Here is an 18,652-nt window from a genome sequence, read left to right as displayed (position 1 = left end):
CTTTAACTTCAAAAGGATGATGAACATATGGAAATCATCTCTTTGGCTCTATTTACAAAAGATGTATCAAAGCTGTTTCATCTGATATCAAAATTTTTTACCATTAAAAGGGATATATTATGGGGTTTTTAAGGGCTGACTCATTAGGCTTTATTGGAATACATATTACGCATTCTACGTTAGCCACCAAACAGCCTGCCATGACAGCCTCTAAACTGGCAGCAGCACTAGATGTTAAAAACAAACCCAATAATGAAGCACTAAACAACCTAGCAGAATTGATCGTCAAAATCTCTAGAACACAATTTATTGCATTTGTAGGCAACGTTATTATCGCATTTTCGGTAGCTTTCACAATTTCTTATAGCTACCAATATTTTACAGGAAGTACTGTAGCTGATACCGAAAAAGCACTAAAATTCATACATGAACTAGATATATTCGAAAGCTATGCTATTTTTCATGCAGGCATTACTGGGGTATTTCTATTTCTATCAGGAATGATTTCAGGGTATTATGACAATAAAAATATATATAATAAGATACCTCAACGACTGAGAAAACAAAAATTATTAAATTCTATCTTAGGAAAAAAACTAACAAATAGATTCAGTAATTACATTGAAGAAAATTTAGGAAGCCTTGCAGGCAACTTCTTTTTAGGGATATTTTTAGGTTCAATGGGGACTATTGGCTTTATCTTAGGTCTACCTCTTGATATCCGACACATAACATTCGCTTCAGGAAATTTCGGAATTGCATTTGTTACCCTTGGTTCTGAATTATCGAATTATCAGATTTGGATGTCTATAGCTGGAATTGCTACAATTGGCATAATGAACTTTTTAGTAAGTTTTTCTTTGGCCACCTTCGTTGCCATAAAATCTCGAGGTGTAAACTTCAAGCAGAGTCAAAAACTTATCTGGAAACTAGTAAAATTATTCTTTACAAAGCCTACCCATTTCTTTTTTCCTCCCAAAGATGCACGCACAGAGAAGGAATTGGAAGGAGACTTGGATTCTAAAATTAAGTCATAAATACTTTAAATACGTTACAATAAAAAAACTGTGAACTGAAAGAAGCCGTTTTACAAATTCAAATAAATTAATCTTGAATTATAAAACAATAAATTCAATATTTTATAATTTTACCTTCTTTATCAAGATTTTATAAGTTACCTACACACCTTTAATTAAATATTATGAGTGAATTTTTTAGTCATTTATTGCATGAATTTGAATTTCCGTTACAAAACCCAGTATTAATATTTTCATTAATACTATTTATAATTCTGTTATCACCTATATTATTAAGAAAATTAAATATACCTGGAATTATAGGATTAATAATTGCTGGAGTAATCATTGGACCTTTCGGATTAAACATACTAGAGAAGAATTCGGCAATTGATCTTTTTTCAACTATAGGTTTATTATATATAATGTTTATAGCAGGTCTCGAATTGGACATGAATGAATTCAAGACCAATAAAAATAAGAGTATCTTATTCAGTTTATTTACATTCACTTTACCGTTAGGTATTGGATTCCCTGTATGTTACTATTTACTTGGCTATGATTTTAATGCGAGTTTCTTAACTGCAAGCATGTTCGCCACACATACTTTAGTTGCCTATCCTATTGTGAGTAAGCTGGGAGTATCCAAAAACCAAGCCGTTGCCATTACAGTAGGTGGGACAATTCTTACAGACACAGCTGTATTGATTATTTTAGCTGTTATTATGGGGAATAGTGAAGGAAATTTGAATCAAGAGTTTTGGATTCGATTAGGTATTTCATTAACAATATTCTCTGCAATCATGTTTATAATCATACCAAGAATAGCCAAATGGTTCTTTCGAAAATTGGAAAGTGAGAAACACTCACATTATATATTTGTATTAGCTGTAGTATTTTTTGCGGCATTCTTAGCCGAATTAGCTGGAGTGGAACCAATTATAGGAGCATTCATAGCAGGATTAGCTTTGAACAAACTTATTCCTCACTCCTCAGCATTGATGAATCGAATAGAGTTTATCGGAAATTCCTTATTCATACCTTTCTTCTTAATAAGTGTAGGAATGCTTGTTGATATAAGTGTTATATTAAGTGGCCCAATGGCTATCATAATAGCTGCCACTTTATCAGCTGTAGCTATATTCAGTAAATGGGTTGCTTCATGGTTTACCCAATTAATTTTTAAATACTCCAAAGCGCAAAGACAACTAATATTTGGCTTGAGCAGCGCCCATGCTGCTGCAACCTTAGCAGTAATTTTGGTAGGTTATAATGCTGGAATCTTAGATGAAAATATTCTTAATGGTACTATAATTCTAATATTAATTACATGCATTATAGCTTCTTTTGCAACAGAAAAAGCGGCTAAAAAAATCATAATAGAAACCGAAAATGATACAAGTGATTTAGTAAATTCAGCCAATACGCAAAACGAACAAATATTATTACCTATTGCAAATGTCGAAAATCTCGAAAAATTGATTGATTTCTCAATATTCATAAAAAATAAATCTTCAAAAAAACCCATTTCTGTATTATCGGTAGTTTCAAACAATAATGAAGCCGAAGTTAATATACTTAAAGCAAGGAATAGTTTGGATAAATATGTTAAACAAGCCTCAGCATCAGAAACTAATGTCAAAATTTTAACTACAATTGACCACAATGCTGCAAGTGGGATTATCAGAATAACAAGGGAAATTATGGCCGATATTATTGTATTAGGTTGGCCAAGAAAAGCAGGTTTTATAGAAAAATTAATTGGTGAGAAATTAAATAATATTTTAAGAAATATCGATAAAACTGCTTTTATATGCCATGTGGAGAAACCATTAATTTCGCATAAAAGAATGATAATTGCAGCGCCTCAGTTTGCAGAACACGAACATGGTTTTACCTTATGGATTACCAAAATGTCAAAATTAGCAAACGAATTAAGTATTCCAGTAATTCTCTATTGTGGTGAGCAAACTGAAAAGGCTGCAATGAAAATTCTAGCTAAAGCTAAAATTTCAGTATCGCTTACCGTTAAAAATTTGCGATTTTGGGAGAATTTTGACTTATTAAAAAGAAAAATCCATGAGGATGATATTGTAGTATTAATTTCTGCTAGAAAAGGGGCAACATCTTATTTAAGTTCATTAGAAAAATTACCATCTAGAATGGAAAATCAGTTATCAAAAAATAGCAGATTTATAATCTATCCCCAACAATATGAAAATAACTACACTATTAAGAAAACAATTAATGTAGACGGACTTCAAATCGAATAGAATGAATTGGAATGTTTTCTTCAACAAAATAACTTTTTTCATATTTTTCTAAAAATAATTAAAAAATTATTTTGCAAACTAACGCATTAGTTTTATCTTAGCATTTTTAACATTTAAATAGGGGAAAAACTATGTTAGTACTTACTAGAGCAGAAGAACAAATCATGCATAAGCTATGGGAATTAAAAAAAGCTTATGTAAAAGAAATTTTGGAAACTTTACCGGAGCCAAAGCCAGCTTACAACACTGTAAGCACCATCATTCGGATATTGGAAAGAAAAGGAGTTGTAGCTCATGAAAAGACAGGTAAAAGTTATTTATATTATCCTGTCTTGAAGAAAGATGAATACAAAAAGCAAAGTTTGAAAAAACTTATTCATGGCTATTTTGAAGGCTCATTTGCCAATATGGCTTCTTTCTTTGCAAAAGAAGAAAACCTCAGTACTAAGGAATTGGACGAGGTTATGAAGCACTTGAACGACCAAAAATAAAAAACCTTGGATACCTTAATTTACATCGTAAAAGCTCATTTACTATTTGTGATTTTAGGTGGAGTTTATCATTTCTTTTTAAGGAAAGAAAAGAGCTTCACCTTTAATCGATTTTACCTTCTAGCAATTTACGGGGCAAGTATTATTGTCCCTTTGCTAGATTTTAAACTATTCAATACAATCTACTTCATAAAGCCTGATTTCTTGACTTCTAATCGGTCAGAATCTCTTTTAAATAACACTCAGCAAGGATTTGAAGGAAGCGGAATAACTTTCGAGGAAATAATCCCTTGGATATATGCAGCTATTGTATCCATTTCAATACTTATTTTTTTAATTAAATTCATTAGGAGCTATCATCAATTTAAATTAATCCATCGATTTTCGCGATTTGATTTTATGCAAAAAGTGTATTGGGTAGAAGATGAAATCCCACCATTTACCTTTTTAAACAAAACGCTACTTCCTGTGAAATTAAAACAGGAAGAGAATAAAGAAATGATTATAAAACATGAGGAAGCACATCGAAAAACATTACATTTTCTCGATATAGTTTGGGTTGAAATATTATCCTCTCTACTCATTTTTAATCCATTACATAAGAAAATGAAAAAGTATGTAGCAGAAAATCATGAGTTTTTAGCTGATGAATATGCATGCAAAAACATACAAAAAACCAATTATATACAATTATTAATTCAGCAAACGCTGATGCAAAATCAAGTTCAATTCGTAAGCTATTTTGCTAAACCTACAATTATAAACAGACTAAACATGCTAAAATCTAATAAAACATCCAGCATCAAGCCATTTCTGGTTGCCATCAATTTTATTTTAATCACTCTACTATTTTCATGTGATTTGAATCCCAATGAAGAAATAATAGTGAAAAAAGAAAAAGAAGCCATAGTAAACGGTGATTTGTTTGAAGGTGAACAAGTAAATGAAAATACGATCTTCAGTATAGTGGAAGAACAAGCCGAACCTAGAGATGGAATTCAAGGATTTTATGATGCAGTCAGTAAAGATTTGGAAGGAAAATACCCCGAAGCAGCATTAAAGCAAGGTATTGAAGGAGTAGTTTATATACAATTCGTCATTGAAAGAGACGGTAGCTTAAGCAATATTCAACCTGTGAAAGGAATTGGCGGAGGTTGTGATGAATTGGCTGTTCAGGTTTTAAAAAATTATGGCAAATGGATTCCTGGAAAGCAAAAGGGAACTACTGTTCGGTCACAAAGAGTAATTCCAATACGTTTTGTAATTGGATAAAAGTATAAAGTATTCATTAGACTAAAAATCAATATTCCTTTTCAATAGTTTTAGTTATCTTTAATCACGTAATTGAAATTTGAAATGAATAATATTTTTAGCCTATATTTTATCTTTTTGCTACTTCCCTATGCGCCAATAGATTCTAAGGAAGATCAACAAGCAGTTTTGCAAAGTGTTTTTAATATAGAGGAATTTCAAAATTATCTTGCTTACTCCCCTCGATTTGTTAGCACGAATTCCAAACAAGAAGTCCTCATGGTCGGTTTTCCAGAATTAGAAAGTCGAGATATGGAACTTACAGTACGTGAAAAATCGATTAAAATAATTTCTGAAAATGTAATAAATGAATTGGAGCTTAATTTCTTTATCAAAATTGATGAATTTGACATTAATAGATCAAGTGCCAAAGTCTTACTCTCTTATCAAAATGCAAGAATGTATTTTGAGAAAGAGCAAAAAATATTGTTAGATGCTCAGTTAGAAAAAACTAGTGAGGGAGAATGGATAGTGAAAAATTATAATTTATATGAAGTGAGTACTAATACTTCCGATTGAGAATTTCAGCATAAACAATTGCTTTTTTTGCATTTTCAGGGTCGGATAAACCTTCTCTAATTTCTTTTGCAAACGTATTTTCTTCATTTTTCACTTCAAACTCTGCAAATCGACTACTTTGAGTTTCTATTTTCTTGATATCCACTAACTCATCAATACTCTTTAGCTTCTCCCCCTTCCTATAAAGTTCTTTCAAGGTGTCGTCCGCATTTTCATATTCCTCTTTACTAACCTCTTGATTTAAAGGTCTTTTATCTACTTTTTTAGAAAAATCCTTTTTTGAAGATATTTCATCATCATCCGAATAGGTGGTTTGCTCATTTGATTGATTATCTCCACTCAACTCAGCTAATAATTCTTCGAAAGATTTAGGCTTCCTTTTTTCTCTAGTCTCTTCTGGATTGGCTTGAGGCCGTTCCTCAGTTCTAGTAACAGGCTTTTTCTTTTTCCCTCTGCCTTTAAAAAGGAAATAAAGAATTGATAAAACTAAATAGATTAGGATTTTATAATCTTCCATAGAATAAAATTACGAAAACTTTGGATAAAATTGCATCCCTTGTCAAAAGGAATTATTTATTAAAGAATTAAATTAATTTGAATCCTATTAGTAAAACATCGTCAGTTTGACTAAATCCATATTTCCAATCTTCAAATTGCTTTTTCAAAATATAACGTTGGTCATTAAAATCTTTAACAGAAATTTCTTGTAGTAGTTTCCTCAATTTGCTCACCATAAATTTCTTATCATGAGGTCCTCCAAATTGGTCTTGAAATCCATCTGAAAAGATATAGAAGGAATTTTTAAGATTATATTCAACTGAATGTGTTAAGAAATTATTTTCTATTTTAGATTTTCTCTTACCACCAATTGACATGCTATCTCCTTTGATAATTTCCACTTTTTGATTGTCATTAATTATAACCAATGGATTTTTAGCACCTGCAAACTGAATAGTCTTTTCTTTATCATCAATAACCACAATGGCAGCATCCATTCCATCCTCATTCTCCGTTTCCGATTGCTTCAAATAATTGCTTACTCCTATATGTAATTTATTTAATATCTCAGCTGGATCAACTACCCCTTCTTGAAGCACTATTTGGTTCATATTGGTATCTCCTACCAAAGACATGAATGCTCCTGGAACTCCATGCCCAGTACAGTCGATAGCAGCCAATATCTTCTTACCATTTACCTCAGCGGCCCAATAAAAATCACCAGAAACAATATCTCTTGGAATAAACAATACGAAAGATTTCGGAAGCATTTTCTTTAAATATGCATCCGTTGGCAACATTGCAGATTGGATTCTTTGGGCATACCTGATGCTACCAATTATATCTCTATTTTGCCGTTCTATAAATTCTTTCTGAGATTGCATAGCATCTCGTTGCGATTGAATTTCTTCTTTCTGCACTTTCAATTCTTCATTTTGCTCTGAAATTTGATCGCTTTTAAATCTCAAATCTTTCTGAACTTTCATCAAACTTTGATTTCGTTCCTGCAATTCAAAATGTGCTTCTTGTAGAGCAACTCTATGCATAAAATTATTCTTGATAATATAGTAACGAAAACCAGCTATGGAGAATGTCGTAACACCAACTACAATCAAAATATTTACACCTTTCATTAAGAAATAATCCAAAATACCAACATCACAAAAATAGGTGTGAACTAAAATTTGAAGAATAAATACCGCAAAGAAATTGATAACAAAGAAGAAAGGTCTGAGAATCACTAATACTGCACTTGTTAAAAAAACAGTGACCATTGATATCAGGTAAGTCATCCAATCATTACAATCAACCATGTAGGCAACTGATGTAAATAAACAAAATGCAATGATTTCAAAAAGGAGTTCATGACTGAATCTGTACTTTTGATGTAGTAAAAATACTACACCTACTACCACAGAAGGACCATATCTGAAAATATACCATATATATATGTTAGATTTTTCAATTGAAAGCTCAGGAATTGTACTGAGAGGAAATAAAAAAATAACTAAAACAGCTCCCCACCTTGCATAAATATGACCAATACGCCTATATTCTGCCTTCCAAGCTTCATTTAAATTAATACCAAAACTGTCTGAGAGATTAAGCTTCATTAATATTTGAAAATTCCACTGCGAGATTAACAGGTTTCCTTGTAAAATAAAAGTGAATTAACGAAAATAAGCACATTAGCGGTGCGATTATTAGAATTGCATTTTTTGACGGATCTTACTTCCAAACTAATTATCTAAAAAATAATATTTCAATCTTTGAAACAAACTAGTTAAATAAATATGCCTTAAAAGAAAGTATTCCAAAATATAGTTATTTCAAGATTTAATTTAAGTGATTTTCTTTCTAATTAGTATAAAAAAAATCTATCACTCACGATAATTAATCTCTAAGATCTTAACATTGAAACAGTGGTAATAAAAAGGGAAGCATTTCACTACCCACTTCTCCAAATAAATTATAAATTTGTTATCCGCTTTTTTTCAGCGAATATTTTTTCAGGAAGAATTATGCAGCTAACCAAACTTGAGATAAAAGGATTTAAGAGTTTCGGTGACCGAATGGTCATTAATTTTGATAAAGGAATCACTGGTATAGTGGGTCCCAATGGATGTGGTAAATCCAATGTAGTAGATGCCATTCGATGGGTTTTGGGAGAACAAAAGTCACGTATGCTACGGTCTGATAAAATGGAGAATGTCATCTTCAATGGCACTAAAAAGCGTAAACAAAGCAATTTAGCTGAAGTTTCCCTTACTTTCAATAATACCAAAAATCTACTTCCCACTGAATATTCTAACGTTACCATCACAAGAAGGTATTACAGGACTGGAGAAAGTGAATATCTTTTAAATGGCGTGAGTTGCCGATTAAAGGACATCACCAATCTTTTTATGGATACGGGGATTAGCTCCAATAGCTACGCCATTATTGAGCTGAAAATGGTAGATGATATCCTAACCGATAAAGATAACTCTAGAAGAGGTCTATTTGAAGAGGCTGCAGGAATCAGTAAATTCAAAATCAGAAAAAAGGAGACATTAAAAAAACTAACTGATACAGATGCCGATCTGGAAAGAGTTGAAGATTTACTCTTTGAAATAGAGAAAAACCTGAAATCACTTGAAAAGCAAGCTAAGCAAGCCGAAAAATATTATCAATACAAAGGAGAATACAAGGAGAAAAGTATCCTATTAGCGAAGAAAACGGTAGCCGATAAAAGAGAAGTTTTTCTAAATCTTACCAAACAAGTTCAAGCTGAAAATGATAAAAAAATCAGCCTGAACAGACAATTAGCCGAACAAGAGGCCGCTTTACAAAAAGGCAAATCAGAATTATTACAAAAGGAAAAATTATTGGCTAGCCGTCAAAAAGCACTCAATGAGCATGTCAATAAAATCAGGCAATATGAAAGTGAAAAGAAAATCAAGAATGAAAGATTACGCTTTTTGCAGGATAAAAGTGATAGCCTAAAAAATCAAATCGAACAAGATAAGCAAAGTAATGAACGTGCTTCTTTTAGTATTAAAAGCTTAGAAGGCGAAAAATCATCTGCTGAAAAGATTTTCTTTGAAACTGAGCAACGCGTAGAAATCTTAAAGTCAGAGTATGAAGAGCAGAAAAACAAAACTGCTGCTATTCGCGAGGAAGTCAATACTTTAAACCGACAGCAAAAAACACTTCAAAATGAAGTCTACCAGCTTAATAAATCACTGGAAATCAAAGAAATTCAGCTTTCATCCGTAAAGCAAGAGCTGGAAAAAAGCAGCACTGACACCACTGAGCAATCTGCAAGTTTGCAAGAATTTGATGGAAAGCTGGAGGAACTTTCCAAGCTTTTAAAAGAAAAAAACGAATACTTATCCAATCTTAAAAACAAAGAAGATCACCTCAATAAACAAATTGAAGATCATAAAAACACTATAGAATTAATTAAAGAAGAATTAACCCAATCTTCTCGTAAGCTTGATGCGAGAGAGAACGAATACAACCTGACCAAATCATTGGTTGACAATCTGGAAGGATTTCCTGAAGCAATCAAATTTCTTAAAAAGAGTTCTAAATGGGGTAAAAATGCTCCTCTCCTTTCCGATGTTTTGACTTGTTCAGAAGATTACCGCATCACCATTGAAAACTTCCTGGAGCCCTACATGAATTACTATATAGTGGAAAGTGAAGCTCAGGCTTTTGAAGCTGTAAACTTGCTGAGTGATGCCAGTAAAGGAAAAGCCCATTTCTTCATTTTAGATAATTTTGAAAAGTTTAAACCAAGCGATTCGAAGCTATTTGACCAAGCAGTTGCTGCTACTGAAATTGTAGAGTATGATGCTAAATACAAAAAGCTAATCGGTTTTATACTCGATAATGTTTATGTGGTGAAAGGCGATTACAATTCTATTCCTGATGATAAGGACAGTGTTTTCATCACACAAAGCGGAAAGGTTACCAAAAGAAAATTCAGCATGTCAGGAGGTTCCGTAGGACTTTTTGAAGGGAAAAGAATTGGTAGGGCCAAAAACTTGGAAAAACTTCAGGTTGAAATAAAAGATTTAAACAAAAAAATCAGCCAAATAAAAGAAAGCCTCGAAAGCCGACAAAACGATTTGGATAACCTTAAAGAACATAGCTACCGGGAGAACATTGAAATCCTTCAATCGGAAATCAATGAGGTGAATTCAGAATATGTTTCTGTAAGAACCAAACAAGAACAGTTTGCTAAAATGTTAAATAGCGCTGCCAACAAGCGCGAGGGCATGGAAGAGCAACGTGAAACTTTAATTGACGAAATTGAGGCTATTAAACCCGAAGCAAGCGAAAAATCTGATAAACTGAAAGAAATTGAACAAAGATTAAGCCTGATAAGTGAAGACTTAAGTGTTCAAGACGAAATTTTAAGCCAAAAGTCATCATCATTCAATCAGGAAAACATTGAATTTCATCAGCAACAAAACAGAGTCAATAGCCTTGAACAAGAAATAGGGTATAAACAAACTGCTTTTGAAAGTAGTAAGGAGCGTTTAGAAAAAAATCAGTATGAATTAAAAGTAAACGATGAGGCCATTAAAGGCATCATTGATACTGCTGAAACCAATGATGATGAATTATTGGGTATGTATGATGAAAAAGAGCAGATTGAGATTGGAGTCAACGATATAGAGAAAGATTATTATGCTGCCCGGGGCCAAATAGATGAAATTGAAAAGCAAAGCCGAAACATTCAGCGCAACAAAGAGCAAGTGGATGAGCTACTGATGCAAATTCAAAATAATTTGAATGAAACTAAGTTGGAACTCAATAGTGTAAAAGAAAGGCTTTCTGTGGAATTTGATATTGATTTGGATAAAATCATGAATTCTGAGGAAGAGGAAGTAGAGACTGAAGAAACTGCGGAGGATTTAAGAAGTGAAGTAAGCAAATTGAAGGAAAGAATGGAGCGCATTGGACCAATTAATCCAATGGCCATGGAAGCTTATGAGGAAATTAAAGAACGAAATGATTTCATTATAACTCAACGGGAAGATTTAAGAAATGCTAAAGAGTCGTTACTAAACACTATTAGTGAAATTGATGAAGTAGCCCGAACCAACTTTATTGATGCTTACGAAAAAATTAAAGAGAATTTTCAAAAGGTATTTAGAACGCTTTTTACTCACGAAGATGAGTGCGATTTACAATTATCTGATCCTGACAATCCATTAGAATCAAAAATTGAAATCATGGCTAAGCCAAAAGGAAAACGCCCACTAACCATCAATCAATTATCGGGAGGTGAAAAAACCTTAACGGCTACTTCCCTACTATTTGCTATTTACCTATTGAAACCAGCTCCATTCTGTATTTTTGATGAGGTAGATGCTCCTTTGGATGATGCTAATATTGATAAATTCAATAATATAATCAGAGAATTCTCAAAAGAATCGCAATTTATTATTGTAACTCATAATAAGCGAACCATGTCCAGCACGGATGTGATTTATGGCGTTACCATGGTTGAATTGGGGATTTCAAGAGTAGTTCCTGTAGATTTAAGAGAACTAGAAGACACACTTGAATAATTAGTAATTAGTAATTGTATAATTAGTAATTAATGGTTGAGTCGTGCTTCAGAATGCAGAATTATAAATTATGAGCAAAAAAGTATTCTTTATAAGGATTGGAATTACAGCTTTAGTATTTTGGTTAATAGATTCTCTCTTAATGTATTTTATTGAGGATGAAACACCTCTGACTGCTCAGATGCAAGAGTCCTTCTTCAAAGCCATTTTATTCTCCATTATTTTTGGATTAATCATGCGCAAAAAGTGGATGAAAAAAAAAATGAGGAATAGGTAAATTAGCATTTCCCTTTAAAATCCTTTTCCAAAGTTCCCAAATTTGCAGAAGTTAAATACCTATCAACTTTCGTAAATCTTATCCATACGCGATTTACATAAATCCCACCTTCGGTAACCTTCTGATTTTAAAGGAGTAACCATCTTATATCAATCTGATGAATTCCGATTTTTTTACGGTAATTATTTACCCATATCGGAAGAATTTTACTACTAGTCTTGATGATAGAATACAATCTATTAGAAAGGCAAATTTTTTGAACTATGGAACCGCAAATTAAAATACCGAACCCAACCCAAGTTTACCAAGAATTTGAAGAACTCATTTTAGAACATGACCACCCTTGTGTGATGGCTCAAAGCAGTTTTAAATTAAAACAAGTCGAAATATTTACCTATGAAAAAATGGGATCTAATGAAAGCTCTAAAGCATTGCTCGATGATCTTAAGCATTATATTGATACTTACGATTTTAATGCATCACAATACCAATCGCTATTGGCCGTTTTCCCTAGTGACTGCATAAGTTCTGAGCAAATTTTTGAAGAAAAACTTTGGACTCAACTTCATAAACTTCATTTATTAGATGACCGCGAATGGGATAATGAAGTAAGTAATGATCCTGAAAATGCCAAATTCAGTTTTAGCGTAGCAGGGAAAGCATTTTATATTGTAGGTATGCATCCGAAAAGCTCTCGATTTGCAAGAAGAAGCCCCTATCCTACTATCGTTTTTAATTTTCACTCACAATTTGAGCAGCTTAAGGATAGAGGGGTATACCACGAGGTGAGAGATAAAATACGCTCTAGAGATAAAGAATTACAAGGGACAATTAACCCAGTGGTGAGCGACTTTGGAGAAATAAGTGAAGCCAGACAATATAGTGGAAGAAATGTCGAACAAGAATGGAAATGCCCTTTTCATCCAAAACCTTAACCTTTTAAAAGAATGGCTATTTCAAATGGAACAAATAATTGAAAAACAAAGTGGAATTTCTTTCCAAATAAAAAAAGGACAACATCTCAAAGTTACAGATCCGCTAGGAGGACAGGTTAGCGATATGGTGCTGTTTAATCAATATGATATCCGAGAGAAAATATCAAGCGGTAAAACGTTCGATTTTGAAGAAACCATTCTTATCAATAGTGGAAACTTCCTGTGGAGTAACAGAAGCAACAAAATGATGCAAATTTTAGAGGATACTAATGGACGAAACGATTTTCTTTTAGCTCCTTGCAGTCCTGCTACTTTTAGAATTATGTATGGCGTAGATACATTTCATCCCAGCTGTTTTAAAAATCTAGAAAAGCACTTACAGCAACATGGTATTAATAGTGATGATATCCCTACTGCTTTCAATATTTTTATGAATGTGCAGTTTGATGAAGATGGAAACTTAAGTGTAGAACCACCACTCAGCAAAGCAGGAGACTATGTTCTTTTTGAAGCTCATATGGATCTTATTGTTGGCCTAACTGCCTGTTCTGCGGAAGACAGCAACGGAGGAACCTTTAAACCCATAAAATTTGAAGTTTTAGAATAGGAAGTATTTAAAATTACAGATTATAAATTTTTCATTGTAACTATTAGGGCGTGGAGAAGCTAGATTTCAAACCAGAATCAATAAATTAATATTCAACATTAACTTTATCTTCTCAATTTGAATCAAAAAAAACAACCAAATTTGTGGAAGGCTTTAAAATGAAAATGCTGCAGTTATTTTTGTTTCTAAAAACGATAGAAAACAAAAAAGCATCATCACAATATGCAACAATGCTTTCTAACTGTAATATATATTCTGTTATTCAGGGACTATAAAAAGTCCAACGATATCATATACTGTTCCTGTTCCCATTACAACATTCGCATCCAATGGCTCGTCAAAAGCTTCCTGAATTGAATCTCGATCGATATTTGGCACATTACCTACAAAAGCAGCTTCTAGATTCACTCCTGCTTGAGTAACATTTGCTTCAGATGGAAATTGATCTGCCGGATCCCCTGCTTGATACACTGCTAAAGCAGCTTCTGGAACAGAAGTATCTTCACCAGTTATCCAACCTTTCTGACCTCGTAGTCTTCTCACCATAGAGGCGTGTCTAGCTTCTACACCGTGAATACTTAAAGCAGCAGTTAAAATAAGGTTTGACATACTATCAGATACCAATTTTGCAGCCTGCCCTTTATAAGCTCTTACTCCTGTATCTTCAAATGCCTGACTGAGCGCGAGAAATTGTGCATAATCATTAAAAGGATCAAATGGACCTGTACCCCCTTTGCCACCAGTAAAATCAAATGTAGGTTTAGCAACTGCAGAGCCACCTTCCATGGCATTGATTGTTTCAGTTAAAAATGCAACATGTGCCTCTTCATGATCTTTTATTTGATCAAAAACAACCTTTTGTTCGTTATAGACGCCTGATTCACTAGCCTTTTGGTAAAATTCATATTCAAGATACTCTAATGTAAGCGCAAAATTAAGCACTTCCATTGTATTTTCAGCACTTGACTTAGCAGAAAGCATACCTGGCATGGATGCAAGAATTCCAGTAGGAATAGCGGAAATAGCCATTTTTTTACTAAACCCACTTAATTTCGTAAAGGCTTCTCTTCTTGAAGATAATACCTCCAAATCTTCTTTGGAGCCTCCTTCAAAACTTAACTGATCTAAAAATTTTATAATATTCATAATATTGATTGCTTTAAAAATGAAAAAAATGATTCCGAATTATCAAGGCATAGCGATTTGTGTATCCACCATTCCTCCACTTGGAAAACCTGATGCATCTATTTCATTCACAATAAAAGATGCCGCTACAGGTAAAATATCAACAGGGTTAGCCGTCACCTCAAGACCTTTACTGTTAATGATATCATTTCCAGCAAAATCTGCCGATGTAGGATTCAATAAATCTCTGATGGCGGAAGCATGTCTTGCTTCTACAGATACTATCTTGCCTGCAAGCGTTAAATATTGCCGACCAGCATCAGTATTGGAAAAGAATTGTCCAGCACCATTATAGGCTCTAACTCCTGTGTCTTCAAGTGCCATGGCTGTTGCCAAAACTGAATCAAGACTGGTAAATAACCCTTCTGTATACTGAAATGTAAGATCTGGCACTGCGTTATCAGCTAATGCAGCTCTTAAAAACTCCCTATGAATAACTTCATGTTTGTATAGGTCAGTCAATATTGTTTCTGTTTCTCCACCGGCAGAAAGAGAGCCATCGTCAAAAGCTGCATAAACTTTTGTATAAAAATCAGCTTCCAATTGTTCTAAAACATATGCATAATTTAAAACAGCAATATCACCGGTTCCCAGATTGGCAATTTCAGGTTCTTCACCATCCACATCAATCACATTTGAATAAGCAGAATAGACGGTTCCTTTAAATCCTCTTACCCTATATGCATAGGTTGTAGTTGAGTCTATATCCATGCTATCAGTATAAGAAGTAACCCCCTCCGTTACAGAAGCAATTTCTGTAAATGTATCTGTTAAGGAATTTGCTCTCTCAATTTTAAATCCATCCTCATTATCAGAATTATCCATCCAAGAAAGATCAATTCCACCTGAACTGTTTCTATTCGCACTTAAATTTGTAGGACTATCTACATTCAGGACTGTACGCATGTTATCTTCATCGTCATTATTACAGCCTGCCAGAAATAGTCCTGATATAGCTATTGTTGCACCTGAATAAGCTAAAAATTTCCTTCTGGATTGGTTATTCATCTCTTCAGGACTCCATATTCCAGATTTATTTTTCATTATCTTTGACATAATTAAAAGGTTTTATAGTAAAAATTATTAAAAATGATAGTATTCTTAAATTTAGCTTCTCATTTATAATTAGGTCTTACACTATTCTTTTTCATTTTTACACAAATCTGATAATCTGATTTACTGAAAATGTTAAGAAGGACACTCATTCCTCGGTTTTTGATATGTATATTTAACCAATAGTGAGTACCTAATTACCAGGATCCTATTTGATGCATTCAATTTTAAGTAATTGAATAATAATGACTTAAAGTATAGAAATTCATTCTTGAAAACGGTATATTTTAATGCGTAGATAGAATTAGCTTATTAAATTAGAGCGCAAGACAAGTGATATAGTTTACAGTTCAGAGATTTTTCTAAGAATGTAGTTTTCTCATTTCCTTACAACTGCACGAAAAATATCATAAGAAATTGTGAATGAATGAGTTCTAAATCAAAACCCAACCTTATCAAAAAATAACAGCACACATCATAATCAGTATAACGGTAAAAACAACCCTAATTAAATAGTATTTTTTTACTTAAAAACCAAAATATGAATAGTTGATATCAGCTTGAAAAGGTGACGTCACTTCACTTTTTAATGAACCTTAGTTATGCTGACTTATCTATATCTTATTTTAGGAGTTACTATTTTCCTTCTTACTTTCTCGGATTTTTTGATTACAGTTTTTAGCCCTAAAGGAGCGGGAATAATTACTGAAAAAGTAAATACCTACGGTTCGAAATTCTACTCATTTGTGGTTGGGAGAAAAGGAACGAATACTTTACTCGATTACAAAGTTATATTCCTGATCGTATCAATTATCGTGATCTGGATTACACTTATTTGGCTTTCTTGCTTTTTAGTTTTCATGAGTAATCCTAATTCAATTATTGATTCAGACACCAAATTAAATGCTTCAAGTTTGGATAAATTTTACTTTACTGGCTATACGCTATCCACTTTAGGTCCCGGAGATTATAAACCTAATGGTGATATTTGGAAACTATTTACAAATTTGTGCTCATTCTTTGGCTTTTTTCTAATTTCAATTTGCATCACCTATATCGTTCCTTTGGTCAGCAATATTACAAAAGCAAAGGCTCTAAGTCTGAAAATTTCAGGATTAGGAGAATCTTTAAGTGAACTATTGATCAATTCATTTAATGGAGAAAGTTTTGAGGAACTTACAAATCAGTTCTCATCATTGTCTGATGAAATCTTAACTTATGCCACAAATCATTTAGCTTATCCTATTCTACACCAAGTACACAATAGTAATAGGGAAGAGAATATTATTTTGAAACTGGCAAGTCTTGATGAAGCTTTGAATATTTTTATTTATTTAATTCCTGACGAATACAACAATAATCCCTTGGGCTTACAACAAGTCAGAAGGGCTATAAGTACCTATTTGAAAACGCTTAAAAATTTAAAACCATCTGAAAAAGCTCCGCCAATCCCAGATTTAAGTGCATTACAAAAATCTGTTCCAATAGATTTTCTCCACACTGACCCTAAACAGTTGCAAGCCATCTACAGTCAAATAGAATTAAGAATGAAATTACACAACTCAAATTTAGAAAAAGATGGATGGAAATGGGAGGATATTGTGACTGACTATTATATGGAGTTTAAATGATAGTATTGAATTTTTTAGGTCGCTATTTTTCATGATTTTTATATCAATTAACTATATTTTCCTTCATATAGCATCTTTTCCAATAAATAAGAGTTTCTATGAAATGAGTGATTATTGCTGAATATAACACGTTCTAAAAACGAAAACCAAAAATGTAGCATGACTGATGATGAATTAAAAAATACAAGCCAAAACGAAATACAAGAGGTTCGGGACTCTAGCAACAAACCTAAATCTGCTTCTAAAATCTTTCTGGAACAAGTGGAGGAAGGTAAATCTGAACATAAACGATCTTCAAGATACCTAATGATGTCATCACTTGCTGGAGGCATGGAAGTTGGTTTTTCTTTACTTCTATTAGGAATTATACATACCTCATTCAGCGATGTATTGTCTGAAAATCATCTTAAGTGGATTTTAGCAGCAGGTTATCCCATTGGCTTTATTTTTGTAATCATTGGACGTTCTGAGTTGTTTACTGAACATACAAACCTTGCATTTGTCCCTGTTTTAAATGGTTCCGCGCGAATAAAAAGTTTATTTAGGGTCTGGGGTATAGTATATATGGGAAATCTTATTGGGGGTTACGCAGTTTCTTTTATACTTACACTTTTAGGCCCCTCCATGAGTATAATTTCAGAAGAATCATTTTATAAATTAGCTTTTAAGCTCGTAGATCATAGTTTTGGAACCATATTGATAAGTAGTATTACTGCAGGTTGGTTGATGGGCTTACTTTCTTGGCTCGTAAGCTCTTCCCAGGAAACAATTAGTCGTATTTTAATGGTTTTTATTATCACTTCATTGATTGGTCTAGGTGGACTTCATCACTCAATTGTTGGCTCTATTGAAGTATTTGCAGGCCTATTAGTTTCTGATATAAGCTTTGCCCAATACGGACATTTTCAACTTTGGTCAACTATAGGTAATTTGATAGGAGGCGTCTTTTTCGTATCTCTATTAAAGTTCAGTACGATTAAAAACAGGGATAATTCTTAATTCCTTTTCTAAAAAAGGTAGACAATAAAAAAGGCTGTCATTTCTGACAGCCTCTGTAGCCCGTAGGGGAATCGAACCCCTGTTTCCAGGATGAAAACCTGATATCCTCCTGACTTCCGCACTCATTTTTGAATAATTTCATAAGTTATTGATATACAGAGGTTAAGGTGTTTTTGATTTGGTATTTTGGGTGTTAATTTTATTGAATATCTTTGGTTTCTATGTTTTTACGCAAACTCAAATCGAAGAATGGTAAGACCTATTTTCAGGTAGTTGATAAGAGTTCAGGC

15 protein-coding genes are annotated in these 18,652 nt (G+C 33.0%); 11 read left to right on the top strand and 4 right to left on the bottom strand.

Annotation, left to right across the window (positions count from 1 at the left end; all coding sequences use genetic code 11):
- Positions 1–119 precede the first annotated feature (119 nt).
- The 5 genes from VFM92_RS06365 to VFM92_RS06345 all read left to right on the top strand — a co-directional run bounded on the left by VFM92_RS06365 (position 120) and on the right by VFM92_RS06345 (position 5,610).
- Positions 120–1,037, top strand: coding sequence for a hypothetical protein (locus tag VFM92_RS06365; RefSeq protein ID WP_325121360.1), 918 nt, complete (start codon positions 120–122; stop codon positions 1,035–1,037).
- Positions 1,038–1,201: 164 nt separating this feature from the next.
- A complete protein-coding gene (locus tag VFM92_RS06360) occupies positions 1,202–3,289 on the top strand; it encodes a cation:proton antiporter (protein WP_325121359.1) in 2,088 nt (695 codons plus the stop codon).
- A gap of 131 nt (positions 3,290–3,420) precedes the next feature.
- The gene (locus VFM92_RS06355) at positions 3,421–3,780 is read left to right on the top strand and encodes a BlaI/MecI/CopY family transcriptional regulator (protein ID WP_325121358.1); all 360 of its coding nucleotides are present in this window, start codon (positions 3,421–3,423) and stop codon (positions 3,778–3,780) included.
- A 6-nt stretch (positions 3,781–3,786) separates the two neighbouring features.
- Positions 3,787–5,052 carry a M56 family metallopeptidase gene (locus VFM92_RS06350; RefSeq protein WP_325121357.1) on the top strand — a complete coding sequence of 422 codons (1,266 nt, stop codon included), beginning with the start codon at positions 3,787–3,789 and terminating at the stop codon, positions 5,050–5,052.
- An 84-nt stretch (positions 5,053–5,136) separates the two neighbouring features.
- Positions 5,137–5,610 (top strand): hypothetical protein, encoded by a 474-nt coding sequence (locus VFM92_RS06345; protein WP_325121356.1) that lies wholly within the window; start codon positions 5,137–5,139, stop codon positions 5,608–5,610.
- Here the strand turns inward: VFM92_RS06345 and VFM92_RS06340 are convergent.
- On the bottom strand, positions 5,594–6,127 hold the full coding sequence (locus VFM92_RS06340; protein ID WP_325121355.1) for a hypothetical protein: 534 nt from the start codon (positions 6,125–6,127) through the stop codon (positions 5,594–5,596). The two genes, VFM92_RS06345 and VFM92_RS06340, sit on opposite strands and share 17 nt — an antisense overlap.
- 67 nt (positions 6,128–6,194) lie before the next feature.
- Positions 6,195–7,721, bottom strand: a complete 1,527-nt coding sequence (locus tag VFM92_RS06335; RefSeq protein WP_325121354.1) for a PP2C family protein-serine/threonine phosphatase — start codon at positions 7,719–7,721, stop codon at positions 6,195–6,197.
- 408 nt (positions 7,722–8,129) lie between these two features.
- On the opposite strand from VFM92_RS06335, the gene smc reads away from it, so the two are divergent.
- The 4 genes from smc (at position 8,130) to VFM92_RS06315 (ending at position 13,494) form a co-directional block, all read left to right on the top strand.
- Positions 8,130–11,675: a chromosome segregation protein SMC gene (smc, locus tag VFM92_RS06330; protein WP_325121353.1), complete on the top strand. Its 3,546-nt coding sequence runs from the start codon at positions 8,130–8,132 to the stop codon at positions 11,673–11,675.
- Between the two features lie 70 nt (positions 11,676–11,745).
- Positions 11,746–11,952 (top strand): hypothetical protein, encoded by a 207-nt coding sequence (locus VFM92_RS06325; protein WP_325121352.1) that lies wholly within the window; start codon positions 11,746–11,748, stop codon positions 11,950–11,952.
- A gap of 263 nt (positions 11,953–12,215) precedes the next feature.
- Positions 12,216–12,887 carry a guanitoxin biosynthesis heme-dependent pre-guanitoxin N-hydroxylase GntA gene (gntA, locus tag VFM92_RS06320; protein ID WP_325121351.1) on the top strand — a complete coding sequence of 224 codons (672 nt, stop codon included), beginning with the start codon at positions 12,216–12,218 and terminating at the stop codon, positions 12,885–12,887.
- Positions 12,817–13,494, top strand: coding sequence for an urea carboxylase-associated family protein (locus tag VFM92_RS06315; protein ID WP_325121350.1), 678 nt, complete (start codon positions 12,817–12,819; stop codon positions 13,492–13,494). Before gntA ends, VFM92_RS06315 begins: the two co-directional genes overlap by 71 nt.
- 258 nt (positions 13,495–13,752) lie before the next feature.
- Here VFM92_RS06315 and VFM92_RS06310 read toward each other — a convergent pair whose 3' ends face one another.
- Entirely contained in the window at positions 13,753–14,640 is an 888-nt protein-coding gene (locus tag VFM92_RS06310) for a ferritin-like domain-containing protein (protein WP_325121349.1), read from the bottom strand.
- A gap of 42 nt (positions 14,641–14,682) precedes the next feature.
- Positions 14,683–15,735 (bottom strand): ferritin-like domain-containing protein, encoded by a 1,053-nt coding sequence (locus VFM92_RS06305; protein WP_325121348.1) that lies wholly within the window; start codon positions 15,733–15,735, stop codon positions 14,683–14,685.
- A gap of 599 nt (positions 15,736–16,334) precedes the next feature.
- Here VFM92_RS06305 and VFM92_RS06300 point away from each other — a divergent pair.
- Together VFM92_RS06300 and VFM92_RS06295 are read left to right on the top strand one after the other, a co-directional pair.
- Positions 16,335–17,363 (top strand): ion channel, encoded by a 1,029-nt coding sequence (locus VFM92_RS06300; protein ID WP_325121347.1) that lies wholly within the window; start codon positions 16,335–16,337, stop codon positions 17,361–17,363.
- A 114-nt stretch (positions 17,364–17,477) separates the two neighbouring features.
- Positions 17,478–18,362, top strand: a complete 885-nt coding sequence (locus tag VFM92_RS06295) for a formate/nitrite transporter family protein (protein WP_325121346.1) — start codon at positions 17,478–17,480, stop codon at positions 18,360–18,362.
- Positions 18,363–18,652: the final 290 nt, after the last annotated feature.

Origin of the sequence: Marivirga sp. (assembly GCF_035704835.1) — a bacterium.
In the GTDB taxonomy this organism is placed as follows: domain Bacteria; phylum Bacteroidota; class Bacteroidia; order Cytophagales; family Cyclobacteriaceae; genus Marivirga.
The sequence above is the reverse complement of the archived record's forward strand: the minus strand, read 5'-3'. Positions and strand labels throughout refer to the sequence as shown.